Consider the following 17,755-nt stretch of genomic DNA (forward strand, 5'->3'; position numbering starts at 1 on the left):
TGGAAGCCGTAGAACTTGTCGAATCCCGAAAGCGTCGGCCATCGTGTCAGCGGACCGCTGGGACTGATCTCCCAAACGGCCACCTCGTGACACTTGCCGAAATGGGCTGTGCTGTAACCGTTGAGTCTCAGAATCTCAGGCAATTTAGCGCAACTTTCCGGCAGCTTGCCAGTTTGGCCTGGGAAGGAGGTTGCGATCTCCGTGATCGATCCCATGTTCACGCTGTGGTGATTCCGACCGGTCAACAAAGCTTGACGTGTGGGAGAGCACAACGCGGTCGAATGAAAATGGTTGTACCGCAAACCGTTTTTCGCGAGTCGATCGAAAGTGGGCGTTGGGGTGACGCCGCCGAACGCGCTGGTGCCACCAAAACCAAGGTCATCAATCATGATGATGACTACATTGGGAGCATTCTTGGGGGCTTCGACTTTGAACACTGGCGGCGCGGTGGCATCGCGGGCGTCCAACGTTTTGATGGGTGGTTGCCAAGGTGCCGCCATCGGCAGCACACGTCGATTGACTGGCACTTCTCGGTCTGTCTCTTGTGCCTCGGCCGCGAATGCGTGAAGCACGGCAACCGTTGGTAAGATGCATCGGAGCACATTTCGAACGAAACATGACCTTATCTGAAGGAACTTCATGGCGAGCAATCCATCAAATTATGAAGCGGCAATCGTCAAATGCGGACGACCGTAGTTGGGGGAACGTAGTCATATCAGCCCCGTGGCCGTCGCACAACTCATCGCGGTCCTCGCGAATCCACGGTGGTTTGATCGTGCGTTGAGATTCTCACGAGACAGGCGAACGTCTGTTCGCTTGCTGGAGCCTTCGCACTGGACGTGATTTTGATGCTGACTACTGCCACCCTGATTGCAGAGTGGAAAACCAGGTTTAGGTTGGCAGGGTGATTTGAATGACGGTGCCACCATCCGGATGGTTTTTGGCTTCGATGCCGCCGCAGTGAGCTTTGATGATGCGCCGGCAGACCGACAAGCCCAAACCCGCGCCCCTTTGCTTGGTGGTGAAGAATGGTTCAAACATGCGTCGCTGAACTTCTTCTGAGAGGCCACTGCCGTGGTCGCGGAAACGCAAGAGCATCGGAGACGCTTCGTTTGACGTCCACTCAGGTGGCAGCATTTCGACGGGCGGTGAGCAATCGCATTGAAACTCGATTCGCCCCCCGGGCGGACTGGCCTGAATCGCGTTGTCCAGCACACGCCGGAACACTTCGCCGATGCGATTGGCGTCCAAATTTGGCCGGCAAGGCTGGGGATCGGACGAATTGGAATGCGGTTCTTGTGAGGGATGATCGAGAACATCGATCTGAAGGGTCACCGGGGGCAATTTGCCGGGAGTTTCCATCATCAACTCGTCAAATTGGGCTTGGCAAAGTTCGGCGAGGTTCACCGGTGAGCGTTTTAAAACGATCGGCGCGGCATAATGCTTGACCTCTTCATGGTTTCGATGCAGATCATTCAACGCCGTTTTGATTTGGTCGGTCAGTTCCAACAGTTCGCCTCGGTGCGTGAGATCCAACCGCAGCAGATCCAGGCATGATTGAGCTCTTTGAAGAGCATTGCTGGACTCGTGGGCCAACCCGTTTGCCATCTGCAGCACGGCCGCGAGTCGTTCTCCCTCAATCAAGTGACCCACTGCTGGTGGACCGTCTGTGGACTCTTCCGAACCATTCGGGTCACGACAAACATCGATCAGGTTGATCCACCGAGTTTCGCCCCAATCCGATGAGAGTGGATACCTGGTCGAATGAACCAAGAAACTGGATCCATCTCGACGCCGCCCGCGCTGCAGGGACGGTTGACTGAGTTGTGAATCGCTCGGTTGTGCCAGACGGCACGATGTGTGTGACGCATCGTCACTGGCGACGTTTGATTCCAAGATCAAATTCAGGGGTTGGCTGACCAATTCTTTTTCTGGGTATCCAAACCACTGTTCCGCCACGTGATTGATCGCTTCGATGATTTCGCGAGTATTTGACAGCACGATGGCTATCGATGATGCCTCCATCATCACTCTGGCCAAGCGGTTGTGCCGCAAAGGGTCGATATTCACAGGCATTTTCTCTTCCCGCCCAAAAGTTGACTATCTGCCGAAGCGGAAACAATGCAGACGGAGTGCCATCGAAGCATGGACCGACGGTACATTCTTCCTCGATTTTAGGCACGGAGTTCGCACAGTAGGACCGCGGAGCGTCGTGAAGTCCCGACCCGATTCAATGTGCAGACACGGTTACATCTTATGCAGGCAATTCCTTTGGTTGATGCGAAATCGAACCCCTCAAATTCCATGGCGAGTTGCTCGGTCCCGGATCCGTCGAGGGAACAGTCCGATCGACTCAATTCTGAAATGCGACGAGTCGGACACGGCGAGTTGCGTGGCGTTCGCGTTGATGTGAACGAGCACGGGATTGTGTTGCAGGGGCGAGTTTCGTCCTACTATCTCAAGCAACTTGCTCAGGAAACGATTCGCCCCTTGTCACGAAGCCTGCGGATTTGCAATCAGATCAATGTGGCAAGACAGGATGACAGGGGCAATCCGCAGCGGCCAGGATGTCATCGAGTGCCCAAGCATTCCGTCTCGTGCGATGCCGAATGACGGAGGTTTTTGCAAACGAATGACACTCAAGGCAATCCGTGCAAGTAGTCTCAAGAGATGTGACTGTCGATCTTGCTCATCAGCAGATCCATGTCCAGTGGTTTGAAGCAAACCTCATCCAGTCCACGCTGGCGTAGACCGTCCAGGATATCGTTGGCTTCTTCCCGATGACCGGTGATGAGAATCGTGCGGATGTTTGGGTTGACGTCCATGACCTTTTGCAACACTTCGCATCCGTCAGTCAATCCGTTACACAGACTGAGATCGATCACCGCGATTTGGTAGTTTGTGTTCAACGCTTTTTGGACGCCATCTTCTTTGTTGTGCGCCAATCGAACTCGGTAAGATCGCTCCCGAAGAATGTGCCAGATCGTTTGACAAAATTCGGGGTCGTCATCGACGACCAGCACGATGGGTGAGTTCGAAATTTGCTCCACCAGAGGAAGCAGTTCTTTCAAGTCCACGGGTTTTCGCAACACCCGCTGAATGCCGCTGTCCCGGGCTCGCAAGGCACCGTCACCGTGGGCATGGGCAGTCACCATGATCGCGACAATTTCTGGGCGAGCCCGGACCATTTGTTCGTGCAAGGTGGCTCCATCCATGCCCGGCATCGAATAATCGAGTACTGCCACATCGTAGGATTGGGACTTGACCAATTGCAAAGCGGACGGTCCGTCGTTCGCGATGTCGGTGTCATAGCCCAGGTCATCAAGGATATCCTTGATGTTGCAGCAGATGTCCACATCATCATCAACGATTAGAACCCGTGTTGTGGTCACTGAGACTGCTCTGCAAGTGGGATGGAGATGTTGAACTTCGTTCCTCGGTCTGGTTCCGAATTCAATTCCATCGTGCAGCGGTTCTTGTCAAGGATTGCGGTTGTGATCGCCATCCCCAGTCCCATGCCGCGAGCCTTGGTAGAAAAGAATGGTTCAGCGATCCGTCGAGCTACGTCTGGTGTCATACCGATGCCGTTGTCTTCCACCGTGACCAGGACTCGCGAATCCACCAGGCGGGCTGATAGACGCAGTTCACCGCCTTCTGGCATCGCGTCGTGGGCATTGCGAATCAAGTTTTTGAAGACGATTGGCAACTGCTTTTCATCGGCCCAGACGTCCGGCAAGTCAGCCGGGTAGTCTTCGGTGACGTGGATGTTTCGTGGCAATTTGCAATCGCGGAGGATTCTCGGCAGCCATTCGGCGACGTTCAGAGCCGTTGATTGCGGGTCTGGCAGGCGAGCCAGGTCGGAGAGCGCGGTGACTGCGTTGTCGATCACTGATACTTGCCGGTCAATCCGATGCAGGTGCTCTTCGGTCTTGGCGGGCGAAGGTGATTTGGCGTTGAGCAAGTAGTAGGCGGAGGTTTTGATCGCGTTGAGCGGATTGCGAATCTCGTGCGCGATTCCGCCTGAAATCCGTCCGAGGGTCGCGAATTTCTCTTTCTCTACCAACTCGGATTGCGCCCGTTGCAGCTCTGCGGCTTGCTCTTGGACGCGTTGATCCAGTGTGGCGTTGAGTTGTTTGAGTTCGGCCTCGGCAGCTTTCAGGTCGCTGATATCACGCAATATTCCGGTGAACAGTTTTCGCTCTTTGGTTTCGACTTCGCTGACGGCTAGGTGCAGCGGGAGTTGGCTGCCGTCTTTTCGCTGCCCGATGACTTCCCGGCCGATGCCGATGATGTGCCGTTCGCCAGTTTGTTGATAACGATGCAGGTAGCCATCATGTTGTTCGTGATAGGGCGATGGCATCAGCATCTTCACGTTTTGCCCGAGCATTTCGTCGGATCGATATCCAAACATTTGCTCTGTGGCGAGATTGACCGATTCGATCGTGCCACTTTGATCGATGATGATGATCGCGTCGACTGCGGTCCGCAAAATTGCGGCCAGCACTGCTCGTTGTTCCACGTCATGCATCGATGGATTCTCGCGAACCAGTGCATTCGTCACCGATCGCCAACTCCTGTTTCTCGAGGCGAATGAGGAATCTTGCCCCGCTCTGTGTCGGCTCAGCAACCTGGATGTCACCCCCATGCGCGTGCAGGATTCGCTGAACGATTGACATGCCCAATCCAGTTCCTTTCACTTTGGTCGTAAAAAAGGGTTCGAAAATCATCTGTTGTTGTTCGGGCGAAAGCCCCGGCCCATTGTCCTCGATATCGAGGATCACGTTGGCACTGTCATCGCATCGGCATCGCAGTGAAATGCGGACGGGATCTTGGCACGCGGCGAGCGAGTTCTCGAACAGGTTCCGAAAGACTTGTTCCAACCGCAGCACATCGACCTCAACGGGGCATCCGCAATCGCACTGCACCTCGTTCAATTCAGCATCTCGTTTGTCACGTGACTTTCCAAGATACGCCCAGACCCGTCGCCAAATCTCGGGGATCAAAGCCGGTTCTCGGTGCAGGCGAATCGGAGCCGCAAATTCGCGGACTTCTTCCAATGTGGTGCCGAGCTCATTGGTGGCTCGAGCAATGGATTCGATTTCTTCTCGCATGTCCGAATCAGGCGGCGCGTCCATTCGAAGGAGCTCGACACTAGCGTTGATTCGGTGCAGTGCGTTTCGACTTTCATGAGCGAGTCCGGCAACCGTCTGTCCGATCGCGGCAAGTCGGTGATCTCGCGCGGCTGCCTCTTGAGCGTCTACCATGTCAGTCACATCGATCCCGATCGCGAGCAAGGATTCGATCTGACCGTCATCGTTTTCCAATGCCGAATCAGACCAACGAATTTGACGCACTCGGCCGTCCTTTGTCAGGATGCCGTTGCGGAAGCCGGAGACGCGCCCTCCAGCAACCGAATCGCGAAAGACGTCACTGACTCGTTCTCGTTCCGCAGACGGAATGCAGTTCCGAAAGTAATCCTGATCAACCAACTCCTCGAGCTTCCACCCCGTGACAACAGAGAAATGTTTGTTGACGTGGACCACGCGGCCATCCAGGTCGAGCACGACGATCAATGCTTCAGTTGTCTCGAGAATTTGATTGGCGAATCGCTGCTCACGCTTCAGCTCCGCTTCCATTCGTTTGTGCTTTGCGATCCTCGCAACGCTTTGTCGGATGACATCGGGGTGCACCGGTTTGAGCAAGTAGTCCGTCACGCCTTGCTTGAAAGATGCAATTGTGCCTTCCATGTTTGCGAAGCCGGTGACGATGATGAATTCCGCGTTCGGCAAACGCTCTGACAAGCCCGCCAGATGATCTTCGACCTGCCCGTCAGGCAATTGGCGGTCGAGAATTGCCAGCTCGATGTTCGAATCGAGCGGCGCATTCAGGATCTCAGAAAAACTGCCCGCCACGCGAGTTTGATGACCGTCCAGTTCCAGAATGTCAATCATGTTTGCCCGCGAATCCGGGTCGTCTTCAACGAGCAAAATGTTCAACTCGTCGTACATTATCCGGGATCCAGTATCAAAGCAGTTCGAGTGTGGCAAACGTAACGCGATCTGTCGTCAACAGGATACTGAACATGGGGCGATGTCGGTAGCTCCCGCAAGGAGTTGTTTTGGTCGATGGAGTCATACCGAATGGAACAACTCGCGTCAGATTCCCATTTGTGAAAGCATGTCCGCAAACTGACCAGCAGTCTGTGTCAATTGAGGGTGTTTGTTCGCGGCTTTCTGGGTGGTTTGATGGAACCGTCTGGCCAAGTCAGCCGATCGAATATCGAAGCGGTCCAAGCTATTTTGGATTTCGTCGATCGCGGTCTTGAGTTGCTCCCGTTCCGAGGCATTCAATGTATCGAGTTTGCCCAGTTCGTCATGGAGTTGACGCAAGGTGGCTTCCAGTGCTTCTGGCATGGTGCTGTCTCGGAGAGAGGGCGATGTTCAAAGAGCAAGTGTGTTTTCTTCCCGCATCGATCTTTGGGGCGAAGTTCTGTTGTCCCCAAAGTTGGTGGGAAGGTGGTGCACGCATTGCCTTGTTGCAGTTTCTATTCCACTGGAAAATTGGGCGTAAACGCACCAGCCTACGCTTTGAGTGATCCCTGTCGCACGATGTTGTGCACGCCGGCACGCTAGCCTGTGCTGATGGTTGCCGAAATGATTTCAACGCTTGATTTCGCTGGTCGGGCACCATCCATCAAAGTATTTGAAATCCGAACGTCACGAGTGAATCCCGACCGTTTGCGGACTTTCAGTGCGAGGCTACGTTCACAAAGGCACCTGCCCGCCTGCTCTTGAACGTTTGCTTCCGGCGGACGACGATGGAAAGAAGGATTCGTTCGGGTTCGACCGAACCAACCGCAGAATTCGCTGACGTTGGCGATCGTCTGACACTGCGTGCTCTGCTCTGAACTCGGAAAGATCAGGCTCGAAAAACGGTTTTGCGATCATGCCCGCCTCGCCCCAAATTCCTCAAGGAAACATGATGACGGAATCGCCCATCAAGCTGTTGCTGGTTGACGATGAAGAAGATTCCCGTCGATCGTCGGCGAAATGGATGTCACGAAAGGGGCATGACGTGACGGATGTTTCAAGTGCCGCGGAAGCGCTGGGATTGTTGGAACGCGAATCGTTCGATGTCGGCGTGTTTGACATGAATATGCCAGGCATGTCCGGTTTGGAATTGCTGCAGCGAATTCATCAAGACAACATCGAAATCGAAGTCATCATGTTAACGGGTCAGGGCACGGTGGAAACAGCGGTGTCCGCGATGAAGTTGGGGGCTTGTGACTTTCTAAGCAAACCATGTGCGTTGGGGGATCTGGAGCACCATTGCATTCGCGCACGCGAACGTCGCCAATTGAAGAAAGAGAACAAGCAGCTCAAAGCGGTTCTCTCCCGTTCCCGGCCTGCAACGAAATTGATCGGCCAATCGAAGTCGTTGCAAGAGGTTTCACGCCTGATTGAAAAAGTCGCTCGCACGTCCAAACCCGTTTTGATTCAAGGGGAGAGCGGCACGGGAAAAGAGGTGGTCGCCAAAGCGATCCAGCAATCCAGTCAGGTGGCTGACAAGCCGTTCGTCACGGTGAACTGCGCGGCCCTGCCTGAAAACCTTGTTGAGAGCGAATTGTTTGGACACCAAAAGGGTTCGTTCACGGGCGCAACCGCAGAAAAACCAGGGTTGTTCGAAATCGCGGACGGCGGAACTTTGTTCATCGATGAGATCGGGGAGATGCCGTTGGCCCTTCAGCCCAAATTGCTGCGTGTGCTGGAGGACGGCTCATTGCGCCGGGTAGGGTGTCACCGCCAGCGAAACGTGAAGGTGCGGATCATTGCGGCGACGAATCGAGATCTGCAAACGGAAGTCAATCGTGGCAATTTTCGTGAAGATTTGTTCTATCGAATCAATGTGTTGTCGATCCCCCTGCCACCACTTCGCGATCGAGAAGGGGACATCGACCGATTGATCGACCATTTCCTGCCGCGTTCCTACCACATGGAGGACGCGGCGCGCGAAGCGATGAACCGTTACCCGTGGCCCGGCAACATTCGGCAGTTGATCAATGTGATTGATCGGGCCACGATTTTGGCCGATGAGTTTGACATCACTTTGGATGATTTGCCGATGGAAGTCGTCGATTATGGGCATTCATCGGCAACGGGTGGATCCAGTTCGAACTTGGAAAGCCAAGACGTGAGCCACGCGGTGTTCGATGCGAACGAAACACCGAGACTCAGTCAGATGTTGGGCAGTTCTCAGTACAAACTCGATGAGATCGCACGGGTTCACGTCTTGAAAGTTTTGGAGGATCAAAACGGGAACAAGGCCGGCGCGGCGCGGAAGTTGGGCATCCACCGGCGAAAACTCTATCGCTTGCTTGATCGTTTCAGTGGAAATGCGTCAGGCGAGGTCGATTGTGACGGAGAGGAATCCAACGAGGAATCCGTCTTTTAGCGAACGTTGTCTAGCAAGTGCGCGACAGAACGCTCAAACGGATTTTCGAATGCGTTGGAAGCCATTCTTGATTTCTTCCGCAACGAGCTCAAACGCAGCCCATACGTCGTCGCTGGATTCTTCGACGGCGTTCTTGAGCGGTTGATACTTCTGGCTCAACTCTTCGAGTTTCTTGTCGAGACGTTCCAACTCGGCTTTGGCTTCTTCTTTGCCGAGGTGAACTTGGAGAGCCAACTCGTCGCGTTCTTCTTTCAAGTCGCCAATCACGTTGGAAATCAATCGGCGGGCGGAAGCAGGCATGGTTTCATCCTTTGAATGGAGGGACTACGGCAAGACGAAATTGCTCGCTCACAGTGCCTGCCTTGCAAGGCAATGACCGTGCCGTTTGATAAACGGCCGGTTGCAGGCCCATCGGATCCAGAATGGCTCACTTGTTGGGCTCCCCTGTCACACTAGCGTGCTCGGGGGATCAGTCGCGGCTCGATTGCACCGGGATTGGGCAGGGGAACAACGTTTGCGTGGACCTTTCACGTTCTGATTGATTTTCCTTTTCCCGAGGACCCCCACCATGTCTTGTGAACTTACGACAAAGTACCTCGGGTTGGAATTGGTCTCGCCTGTCTTGGTCGGTGCCTGCCCTTTGAATACCCAACCTGAAACAGTCCGTCAATTGGTCGGCGCAGGTGCGGGCGCGATCGTGTTGCCATCGATGCTTCAGGAGCAAGTGGTGCATCGATTGATCAAGTCCACCGACCCCGCCAACGCAGTTCAACGCAGCGGGTATCAACCTCAGCAGGACAGGTACAACGGTGGAACGGAAGAATATCTGCGGACCATCGAGCGACTGAAAGACATCTGCACAGTGCCGGTTTTTGGCAGTTTGAATGGGTCTTCGCCAGGGCAATGGCTTGAGTACGCCAAGGAGGTTGAATCCGCGGGCGCGGACGCTCTGGAGTTCAACTTGCAACAAGCCGTGTTCGACCCGTTGGAAACGTCCAACGACGTGGAGAGTCGCATGTGTGAGTTAGTGCGTCAGGTGAGTGAATTGGTTTCCATTCCTGTGGCTGCCAAAATCAGCCAACGCTACACGAATCTTTCGTCAATGACGACTCAATTGCAAAAGGTTGGTGTGTCGGGGTTGGTGTTGTTCACGCACCTGCCACAGTGGGACATCAGCACAGACCGCAAGCACTGGACGATCCACTGGGAGTTGTCACCGATCAATACCTTGGGCGGAATTCTGGAGGGCATCGTGCGTGCTCGGGCAGGTGATGAATCGGTTTCGATTGCTGCCAGTGGCGGGATATCCACCGCAGAAGATTCGATTAAATCCATGATCGCGGGAGCCAACGCTGTCATGGTCACGTCTGCAGTTTATCGCGAAGGACCGGACGTGATTCGTGACATTGTCGATGGAATCACCCAGCACCTGGAATCGACTCAGTTTCAAACGTTGCAGGCGTTCCGGGACGCTTGCCCAACCAACCACTGGGACGACGAAAAATCAGTCCGTTTGGAATACGTCGATCCGCTAACACGAAGCGATACGTACTTCGATCCCACGCCATTGGTCTCGCAGCATTCGGGCGATTCCTACGGTCATCCCAACTAGCGAGTCTGAACCATGGTTGTCGTCGAATCAAATGCTTCCCTTCCAGCAGCGGAGCTGATCGAAGGTTTGCGTGAAAACCGACGTTTCGCGGACCAATTGTCTGAGATTGCCAATCTGCTCCACGAGCAGCAAGCGAACGACTTTCGTGTGCGAGCTTACCGTGCGGCGGCGGAAACCATCGCGGGTTTGGACTGCCCTGTCCGAGACATCTTGGAACACGAGGGGATCGATGGGCTGGTCAATCTGCCAACCATTGGGCAGTCCATCGCGGGATTGTTGGAATCGGCGGTTCGGATCGGACGGATGCCGCTGTTGGATCGACTGCGTGGTCAATCCAAAGCCGAGCATTTTTTTGCGACGCTTCCGGGACTCGGGCCTGGGTTGTCCCATCGTCTCTACGAACATCTGCACATCGAAACGCTTCCGGAATTACTTGCCGCGGCCAAGGACGGGCGATTGGAACGCGTGCCGGGAATTGGGCGCAAGCGAAAGGAAGCGATTCTGGCGAGCTTGACTCACCGAGGTGTCGCTCAACAACCTGTCTCCACGTCGTATCCGCAAGTGGATGTGCCAGTTGATGAACTGCTAGAGGTGGATCGCGAATATCGGCAAGGCGTCAAGGAAGGGAATCTGATGCGAATCAGTTCATCGGGACAAAGCTCGAGCGAACACGCTTCGATTCCTGTGATGCACACCGAACGAGAAGGTCGCCACTACACGGCAATGTTCTCGCATTCGGCTCGTGCAAAGCAACAACATGCGACCAACGATTGGGTCATCATTTTTCGTGACGATGCAAACGCACATGGGCGTTGGACGGTTATCACGGCACGGTTCGGGGAACTGAGTGGATTTCGGATCGTCTTGGGGCGGGAAGACGATTGCGTCACTTACTATCAACAACACAACGCCTATCACCAAATGACCGCCGGGCAGTCGCCTTACCCCGAACTACCGACGCAGTGGGAAGAAGACGAAGGGCGAAGAGGCGTTCACGGTTGAACGAGTCATCCGGGCAGCGAGGTTCATGCGGACAGCGAGGTTGCTCGTGTTGATTGCGCGGCAACGGCTTGCCATTGCGAGCGTTTTTCTGCCCTGCAATCAAGCATGAGTTTGGGTCTGCTGCCGCATCGCCGAGATCACCTGGTGGATGATGGCTTTTTCTTTGCTTGAGATCTTTCCGAATCCCAAGATTCCACCGGAGGCTTTGGCGACGCTGGTCATTTGCTTTTGGGTCAACAAGATCAACCGTTGTTGAGCGACGCCGGACATGCCCCGGAACAATTCGTGCATGTATCGTTTCCAGGCGTCCACGCACAAACCTGGTGGTCGCACTTGGAGCCATTGGTCGAGAAGGATTCCCGCAGTGGAGTCTTCCCGGATTCCAATTCGCTGGGCCTCGGCCATGACTGTTTCGCGTTCTTTCGAATCGACATTCTTTTCGGCCCAAGCGACCAGCACCAACGGGAACAGTCGGAGCGTGATCAAACCGTCGGCTGTCACTCCGAGTTTGCCAAGTTCTTCAATCAGTCCTGGATCTTGAATTCCGGTACTGCGGATCAATTCTTCGCGACCGAAATCGCTGGCGGCTTCGTCGTGCAGTTTTCGGACGATTTCATGTTCCAGGTTCGAAAAGTAGTGTTGGGTTTCGATGGCCCGTTTTTGGGTCGGAGCGGTTTTTGTATTTGACATAGCTTTCGAATCCAGAGAGTTGAGCAAGGCGGTGCTGAGGGTGATAGCAAAGCCGGGACCATGGGGCATTCCAATCGGAAACGGAGGTGATTTCCGCTGACAAGCGATCCAGATCGCTCAGGTGTGCACTCAGGAGCGCATCGCCGTTTGCAGGAGGCCGATTTTGCGGGGAATTTGCTTTGGCACCCCGCGTGCGTTGGTACTGAAAGCAACCCCCGAGATAGTTCGATGAAAAAGATTTTGCTCACCGTCGATGGTTCGATTGAGTCGTTGGAAGCTGCTCGTTTTCTCGCTCATTTGCCGTTCCGTGAACCGGTTGAACTGGTTGTCGTCACGGCCATCCCCGAAGAACATTCGCAGAAAACGTTTTTGGTGGATGGTTGGGGCCAGACCTGGAAGACACGGAAGCGTCACGCAGCGGATCAAGCGTTTGAGCAGGTCCGTGAGATCTTTCACGAAGCCGGTCTGCGTGAGCCTTTCCTTCATCAGCGATCAGTTCATTTGACTCAGGTTGTTCGCGAAGGAGTCCCGGGGAAAACGATTGTTGCGATCGCCAATGAGCATCAACCGGATTTGCTGGTGGTCGGATCCAAACGGCACTCCGCGGTTTCTCGCGTTTTGCTGGGCAGCACCAGCGATCATGTGGCAACACATGTTGGTTGCAGCGTGTTGGTTGTGCGGGCCAACTCAAGAACAAGTGACCATTCTCTGTTTCAGATTGCGATTGGGTACGAACCCAGCGAAGCGTCCGAGAACGCAGTGAATGAATTGGCCGATTATGGATGGGCCAGCCAAAGCGAGGTGCGGGTGTTGACCGTGACCGACAAGATGGATGCTCAAGTGCCCTCGCAAGAGCCTGCTTTGGAATGGCTCGAAAATGTCGTCGAACGATTCCGACACGTGTTCGCAAACGTCCAGTGCAAGTTGATTCACTGCGACCACATTGGCGACGGATTGGTCGACTACATCGACACGCATCCTGTCGATTTGGTGGTGGTTGGCGAAAGTCCACGCAGTGGCTTCGATCGCTTGGATTTGGGAAGCACGACGCGATTCGTGCTTCGCCATTCGATCTCGAGTGTTTGGATCGCACGCGAACGAGCGGTGCACAAACACCGCGAATTGCGAGGCACCTCCAGTCTTCAACGATGCGGCATTCCATGAACCGGTACCCACAATTGGTTTGTCCGCCACGGAAACGTCAACGTCCAAACATTTGCCCTCTCTGAATTGGTCTCAATCTCATGCGAAATTTCAACAACATACTTGTTTACGCTGGTGACGAACAAACGCGGACATGCATTTCGCGGGCGACGGACTTGGCGTTGGAAAACGAGGCCAGGTTGACGATCATGGATGTGGTCAAGCCCATTCCGCAAGCGCTTGGCATGATGACGGATGTGGCGAAGCCGGAGGAGCTTGAACAGCTGGTCGCGGCGGATCGACGGCGGCGATTGCTTGAGATTGCAGCCGACCACTCCGACACCGGGGTGACCATGGACATTGTGGTGTCCATTGGCGATCCGGCGACCGAGATCACTCGCCAGGTGCTCCGTGAAGAGCACGATTTGGTCATCAAAACGGCGGATGGCGTCGCGGCAACGCAACGGTTTTTCGGAAGCATTGCCAAGTCGCTGTTGAGATTGTGTCCATGCCCGGTGTGGTTGCTGAAGCCGGACATTCATGGCGAGTTCGATCAGGTCGTCGCCGCGATTGATGTGGAAGCGGAGAACAAGCAGCATCGCGAATTGAACCGTCAGATATTGGAACATGCGTATTCCATCGCCCAACGCGACAAAGCTCAACTGCATGTCGTCGCGGCGTGGCAGATGTGGATGGAAGACTCTGTTCGTCGGCACGCTGGTGATGACGCGGTCGATTTGGCCCGTAAAGACCACGAACGAAAGGTCCACCAAGCGGTCGACGAACTCTTGCAGACCCCGTACGCGGAAGCCGACGACGTGCATTTACATCTGCGGCACGGGACCGCTGCGGAAGTGATTCGCAGCGTCGCGGACGAAGTCGAGGCCGATTTGATCGTGATGGGAACCGTATGTCGTTCCGGCATCGCTGGCATTCTGATTGGCAACACAGCAGAAACGGTCATTCCCGACATCACCTGTTCCTTGCTGGCGCTCAAACCAGAAGGGGTTGTGTCGCCAATCGAATTGACGCAAACCAAGTTGATCGAAGAAGACGAACCGCTTCCCCTCCTTTAGTGAATGGTCATGAAAAGTTCCCTCTCAATCACGCTTGCCGTTTTCGCTTTGTTGCTGACATCGGTCTTGTCAATGCGATTGCAAGCCGACCCGCCCGGTGAAAGTGCGACAACCGATCGAGCAAGCCGGCTGACGCCCTTGATGCGATTGAAATTGGAGAAATCCAAGGGGATCCTGGAAGGGGTGACGTTGGAAGATTTCGACAAGATCGCATCCAACGCTCGGGCTCTGAAATTACTGAGCACCGAATCGGGGTGGAATGTGATCCAAACACGCGAGTACGCCGAGCAAAGTCGTGACTTTCAACGTGCAACTGATTTGATTGCCGAAGCGGCCGATGAACAGGACATCCATCGGGCGGCGATGGGGTACGTCGCGATGACAGTTCACTGCGTCGAATGTCATTCCTACATGAGGAAACATCGAAACGAATTGATTGAAGTGCCGCGTGAGTAGCGGGCTGGGCAAGCGTTCCTGATTGAAGGATCCGAGCGATGAATACCACGACAGACGTCATGCGAGAGTTGAAGGTTTTGATCGCCGGTTTGAAAAAGCGTCAGGCGTACCCGCACTCGGTTGAGAGCCCGGTTGTGGTCCATGAAACGCACCTTTCGTTTGTGTTTTTGGCAGGGAAGTTTGCTTACAAGATCAAGAAGCCGATCCGGACGGATTTTCAAGATTACAGCACTCTCGAGTTGCGGCGACACTTTTGTGAAGAAGAAGTTCGCTTGGATCGTCGGTTTGCGAACGGGCTGTACATCGGAGTCGTGCCGATCACGCTCACCGGTGAGCAACCGACAATCGACGGGGAAGGCGACTTCATCGAGTACGCCGTCAAAATGCACCGGTTTTCATCGGACGCCTTGCTCAGCGACCGAATTCGGGCGGGGAAGTTGGCCACGTCGGATGTGCTTCAGCTCGCAACAATCATCGCGGATTTTCACAAGGACGCAGTTGTACGCCGCGACGGGATTGCCGCGGAGTGGCCAACGTTTTTGCAAGAGAACATCCCGCAAACGATCGATCGGGTTCTGGAAATCGCCGACGATTGCACCGCCGCGACCTGCGAGGTCTTGCGGGAATGGACACGCGACTTCTTGGCTCAACATCATCGCTTGCTGACCGATCGTGTTGCGGGGGGCTTCATTCGCGAGTGCCATGGGGATTTGCACTCGGCCAATGTTATCCATTGGGAAGGGAAGCTGGTTCCCTTTGACGGTATCGAATTCAATGATCATTTGAGGTGGATCGATGTGCTCAGCGACGTTGCGTTCTTAGCGATGGATTTGGCGGCGCGGGATCATCTCGATCTTTCGAGGACCTTTCTCAATGCATACTTGGAACGAACGGGCGATTACGAATCGCTGGAACTGCTGAGATTGTTCCTGGTTTACCGGTCTCTTGTGCGGGCATTGGCGGCGGCGATGCGAGGTGACGCCGTCGACGCTCGTCAGCATGTCGATTTGGCGTACCGTTTTTCCCTGCGTGAGGCGCCACGATTGTGGATCACTCACGGGGTGAGCGGGAGCGGAAAGACAACGCTTAGCGAGGCGGTGGTGCAACGCCACGATGCGATTCGATTGCGCAGTGATGTCGAACGAAAACGAATGCATGGTCAGTTGGCGACCCGCGACAAGATGGCCGGAGACGTTGGTATTCCGAGCGTTGACGCTGGAAACGCGACCTGCCCCGACAAGACGATCTTGTACTCGGCGGAGGCCAACAGGCGAACTTACCAACATCTATCGCGGCTTGCTCGTCGGATCCTGATGTCCGGTCACAGTGTGATTGTTGATGCAACATTTTTACGACGTGCTGATCGACAACGTTTTTATGACTTGGCTGAACAAACTGGTGTCACCCTCTCGATCTTAGATTGTCACAGCGATCTTCAGACGTTGAGGCAGCGTGTGGCCGATCGCATGTCACATCGAAAGGATGCTTCGGACGCGGATCTCGCTGTTCTCGATCAACAACTTTCCGATCGTGAACCGCTCACGGAATCCGAGCGAACCTTGGTGGTCGAGATTCCAGATTGGGTTCAATTGGCTCAATCCTTGTGAGTCATTCTCGTCTTTCTCGAAAGAGCCTGATGCAATGACTTTTCATCTCAACACTCAGTTTGGCGGGCTCCCGTTGGCTTCGCCTGTCATTGTGGGCGTTTCTCCGATTTCGATGAATGAACCCACGCGGGTGGCCATGCAACAGGCTGGTGCCGGTGCGATCGTGTTGCCGTCTTTGTTTGAAGAGCAGGTGATCGATTGGAGTTGGAATGCAGGGCGAAGGATCACGGGAAGAGAGAGGCATTTGTTGGAACACTCAGATCGGACTCAACACAATTGGGTCTGTCCCGACGCGGATTCTTACTTGGCACTGGTCAATCGAGCCAGTTCTCTGCAGACCATTCCAATCATCGCCAGTTTGAATGGTTTCACTGCCGGTGGTTGGATGGACTTCGCTGGGGAATTGCAGGAAGCGGGGGCCGCCGCGATTGAACTGAATGTGCATCATTCGCACGCCAATGAGATGGAGCGACACCAGATGCGTTTGCTGCCATCAATTGTTGCGTGAAGCGGACTGATTCCGCTTGCGGTCATCTTTGTTCATCCTGATCTCGCTCTGGTTCAGGATCACACCGCTTCCACGCTCGATTGAGGTGTCTCAAACAACATCATCAAGGCTCCGATCAGGAAGCACACTGCTCCCACCATCGTCCACGCGGTTGAAACGGTGATTGCCTGTTGATTTTCTGGACCTGGCGCGACGAACGCGTAGCAGGCCGAAATCATGAACCCGATGCAACCAAGCAGATTGATCAGAACGATCCACCACTCGAGGCTGCGTGGACGAAATGCCCAGTGTGCATGACAGGTTTCAGCGAATGCCAAGTAGCCCGACGCTAAGAACAAAATCGAACCCACCAAGTCGGGAACCCAAACCATCAAATCCTCTTGCAACCAATTGAGTGACGATGACATGGCGTTGAAGGTGTTGATGTTGAACAGCACCGTGCCGCCAAATTGCAGCGCGCAGCTCAACCATCCAATTTCGCTCGGGTACCAACCCAACCAGACACGTCGGTCTGTTGAGCGAGATTCCAGATTCGTTCTGGCGTTCGCTGCCTGGAACAATTGCAACCAGGCCGCGGTGGTGAACGGGATTGAGCCCGCAAAGTAAATCGCGTTGAGATGCCGCTGGAACAAGGTGCCTTTGACCGACCCCGGAAACAGACTCCCGCAACTGGCGAACACAAAGCAGGTCGCTCCGATAGCAAAGATCGCTCCGATCCAGGTGTTCAAACGAAACACCGAAAGCATCTCGTGAACACGTGAGAAACCCGACGGGCTCAGCCCCTTGCGATGCCGGCGGGATTCCCAAACGTGCCGTCGTCCATCAACAAAGCTCTCGCGGTACGAGACAAACGGCCAGATTCCCTTCGCGGCAGTTGGCGTTGCGACGCCGTCTGGAAGCGGGCGTGTGTTGCGGTCCCTTGGGATCGAACGATCCTTTCCACTACATGATTTCAATGTTTGAATCCGGAGGCTTCTTCTGATGTCATGGGATGTTCCGCCGGATGTTTCTTGAAGTGTTCAAGGGCTCGTTTCATGTCATCGATCAAGATCGAACTCAAATCACGACTGACGCCGTGCCGAACCAGGATGCGCTGAATCACAAGGTCCTCTCGATTCGCGGGGAGCGCGTAGGCGGGGACCTGCCATCCTCTCGTTCGCAAGCGGTCAGCAAAATCGTACAGGGTGAATCCAGGTTGGGCTCCGTCTTT

General features: G+C 54.6%; 17 protein-coding genes and 1 pseudogene. 8 read left to right on the forward strand and 10 right to left on the reverse strand.

Annotated features, from left to right (window positions below; genetic code table 11):
• From ACF8AM_RS15945 to ACF8AM_RS15970, 6 genes are all read right to left on the reverse strand, one after another.
• Nucleotides 1-572: sulfatase-like hydrolase/transferase (locus tag ACF8AM_RS15945; protein WP_392556585.1), on the reverse strand; the 572-nt coding region annotated here is incomplete at its 3' end.
• A 319-nt stretch (nt 573-891) separates the two neighbouring features.
• Nucleotides 892-2,076: a sensor histidine kinase gene (locus ACF8AM_RS15950; protein WP_392556586.1), complete on the reverse strand. Its 1,185-nt coding sequence runs from the start codon at nt 2,074-2,076 to the stop codon at nt 892-894.
• 587 nt (nt 2,077-2,663) lie between these two features.
• Nucleotides 2,664-3,392, reverse strand: a complete 729-nt coding sequence (locus ACF8AM_RS15955; protein WP_392556587.1) for a response regulator — start codon at nt 3,390-3,392, stop codon at nt 2,664-2,666.
• Nucleotides 3,389-4,561, reverse strand: a complete 1,173-nt coding sequence (locus ACF8AM_RS15960; RefSeq protein WP_392556588.1) for a nitrogen regulation protein NR(II) — start codon at nt 4,559-4,561, stop codon at nt 3,389-3,391. The genes ACF8AM_RS15955 and ACF8AM_RS15960 overlap by 4 nt, the downstream gene beginning before the upstream one ends.
• Nucleotides 4,521-6,008, reverse strand: a complete 1,488-nt coding sequence (locus tag ACF8AM_RS15965; RefSeq protein WP_392556589.1) for an ATP-binding protein — start codon at nt 6,006-6,008, stop codon at nt 4,521-4,523. The genes ACF8AM_RS15960 and ACF8AM_RS15965 overlap by 41 nt, the downstream gene beginning before the upstream one ends.
• A 147-nt stretch (nt 6,009-6,155) precedes the next feature.
• Complete coding sequence (locus ACF8AM_RS15970; RefSeq protein ID WP_392556590.1) at nt 6,156-6,413, reverse strand: DUF4404 family protein; 258 nt, start codon at nt 6,411-6,413, stop codon at nt 6,156-6,158.
• 568 nt (nt 6,414-6,981) lie between these two features.
• On the opposite strand from ACF8AM_RS15970, the gene ACF8AM_RS15975 reads away from it, so the two are divergent.
• Entirely contained in the window at nt 6,982-8,451 is a 1,470-nt protein-coding gene (locus ACF8AM_RS15975) for a sigma-54-dependent transcriptional regulator (RefSeq protein WP_392556600.1), read from the forward strand.
• Nucleotides 8,452-8,484: 33 nt separating this feature from the next.
• On the opposite strand, the gene ACF8AM_RS15980 is transcribed toward ACF8AM_RS15975, so the two are convergent.
• Entirely contained in the window at nt 8,485-8,751 is a 267-nt protein-coding gene (locus ACF8AM_RS15980; protein ID WP_392556591.1) for a hypothetical protein, read from the reverse strand.
• A gap of 268 nt (nt 8,752-9,019) precedes the next feature.
• On the opposite strand from ACF8AM_RS15980, the gene ACF8AM_RS15985 reads away from it, so the two are divergent.
• A complete protein-coding gene (locus ACF8AM_RS15985; protein ID WP_392556592.1) occupies nt 9,020-10,063 on the forward strand; it encodes a dihydroorotate dehydrogenase-like protein in 1,044 nt (347 codons plus the stop codon).
• A gap of 12 nt (nt 10,064-10,075) precedes the next feature.
• Complete coding sequence (locus tag ACF8AM_RS15990) at nt 10,076-11,065, forward strand: helix-hairpin-helix domain-containing protein (protein ID WP_392556593.1); 990 nt, start codon at nt 10,076-10,078, stop codon at nt 11,063-11,065.
• A 99-nt stretch (nt 11,066-11,164) separates the two neighbouring features.
• Here the strand turns inward: ACF8AM_RS15990 and ACF8AM_RS15995 are convergent, their stop codons facing one another.
• Nucleotides 11,165-11,755, reverse strand: a complete 591-nt coding sequence (locus ACF8AM_RS15995; protein ID WP_392556594.1) for a hypothetical protein — start codon at nt 11,753-11,755, stop codon at nt 11,165-11,167.
• A gap of 228 nt (nt 11,756-11,983) precedes the next feature.
• Between ACF8AM_RS15995 and ACF8AM_RS16000 the strand changes: the two genes are divergently transcribed.
• The 5 genes from ACF8AM_RS16000 (at nt 11,984) to ACF8AM_RS16020 (ending at nt 16,545) form a co-directional block, all read left to right on the forward strand.
• Nucleotides 11,984-12,919, forward strand: a complete 936-nt coding sequence (locus ACF8AM_RS16000) for a universal stress protein (RefSeq protein ID WP_392556595.1) — start codon at nt 11,984-11,986, stop codon at nt 12,917-12,919.
• A gap of 80 nt (nt 12,920-12,999) precedes the next feature.
• Nucleotides 13,000-13,974 (forward strand): universal stress protein, encoded by a 975-nt coding sequence (locus ACF8AM_RS16005; protein ID WP_392556596.1) that lies wholly within the window; start codon nt 13,000-13,002, stop codon nt 13,972-13,974.
• A 9-nt stretch (nt 13,975-13,983) separates the two neighbouring features.
• Nucleotides 13,984-14,430 carry a hypothetical protein gene (locus ACF8AM_RS16010; protein WP_392556597.1) on the forward strand — a complete coding sequence of 149 codons (447 nt, stop codon included), beginning with the start codon at nt 13,984-13,986 and terminating at the stop codon, nt 14,428-14,430.
• Nucleotides 14,431-14,468: 38 nt separating this feature from the next.
• Entirely contained in the window at nt 14,469-16,037 is a 1,569-nt protein-coding gene (locus ACF8AM_RS16015; protein WP_392556598.1) for an AAA family ATPase, read from the forward strand.
• A 34-nt stretch (nt 16,038-16,071) separates the two neighbouring features.
• Entirely contained in the window at nt 16,072-16,545 is a 474-nt protein-coding gene (locus ACF8AM_RS16020) for a hypothetical protein (RefSeq protein WP_392556599.1), read from the forward strand.
• 59 nt (nt 16,546-16,604) lie between these two features.
• On the opposite strand, the gene ACF8AM_RS16025 is transcribed toward ACF8AM_RS16020, so the two are convergent.
• Together ACF8AM_RS16025 and ACF8AM_RS16030 are read right to left on the reverse strand one after the other, a co-directional pair.
• Complete coding sequence (locus ACF8AM_RS16025) at nt 16,605-17,291, reverse strand: hypothetical protein (RefSeq protein WP_392556601.1); 687 nt, start codon at nt 17,289-17,291, stop codon at nt 16,605-16,607.
• A 206-nt stretch (nt 17,292-17,497) separates the two neighbouring features.
• Nucleotides 17,498-17,755: pseudogene (locus ACF8AM_RS16030) on the reverse strand (glutamate decarboxylase); the annotation flags it as partial.

Source organism: Rhodopirellula sp. JB055 (assembly GCF_043100905.1).
Lineage (GTDB): Bacteria > Planctomycetota > Planctomycetia > Pirellulales > Pirellulaceae > Rhodopirellula.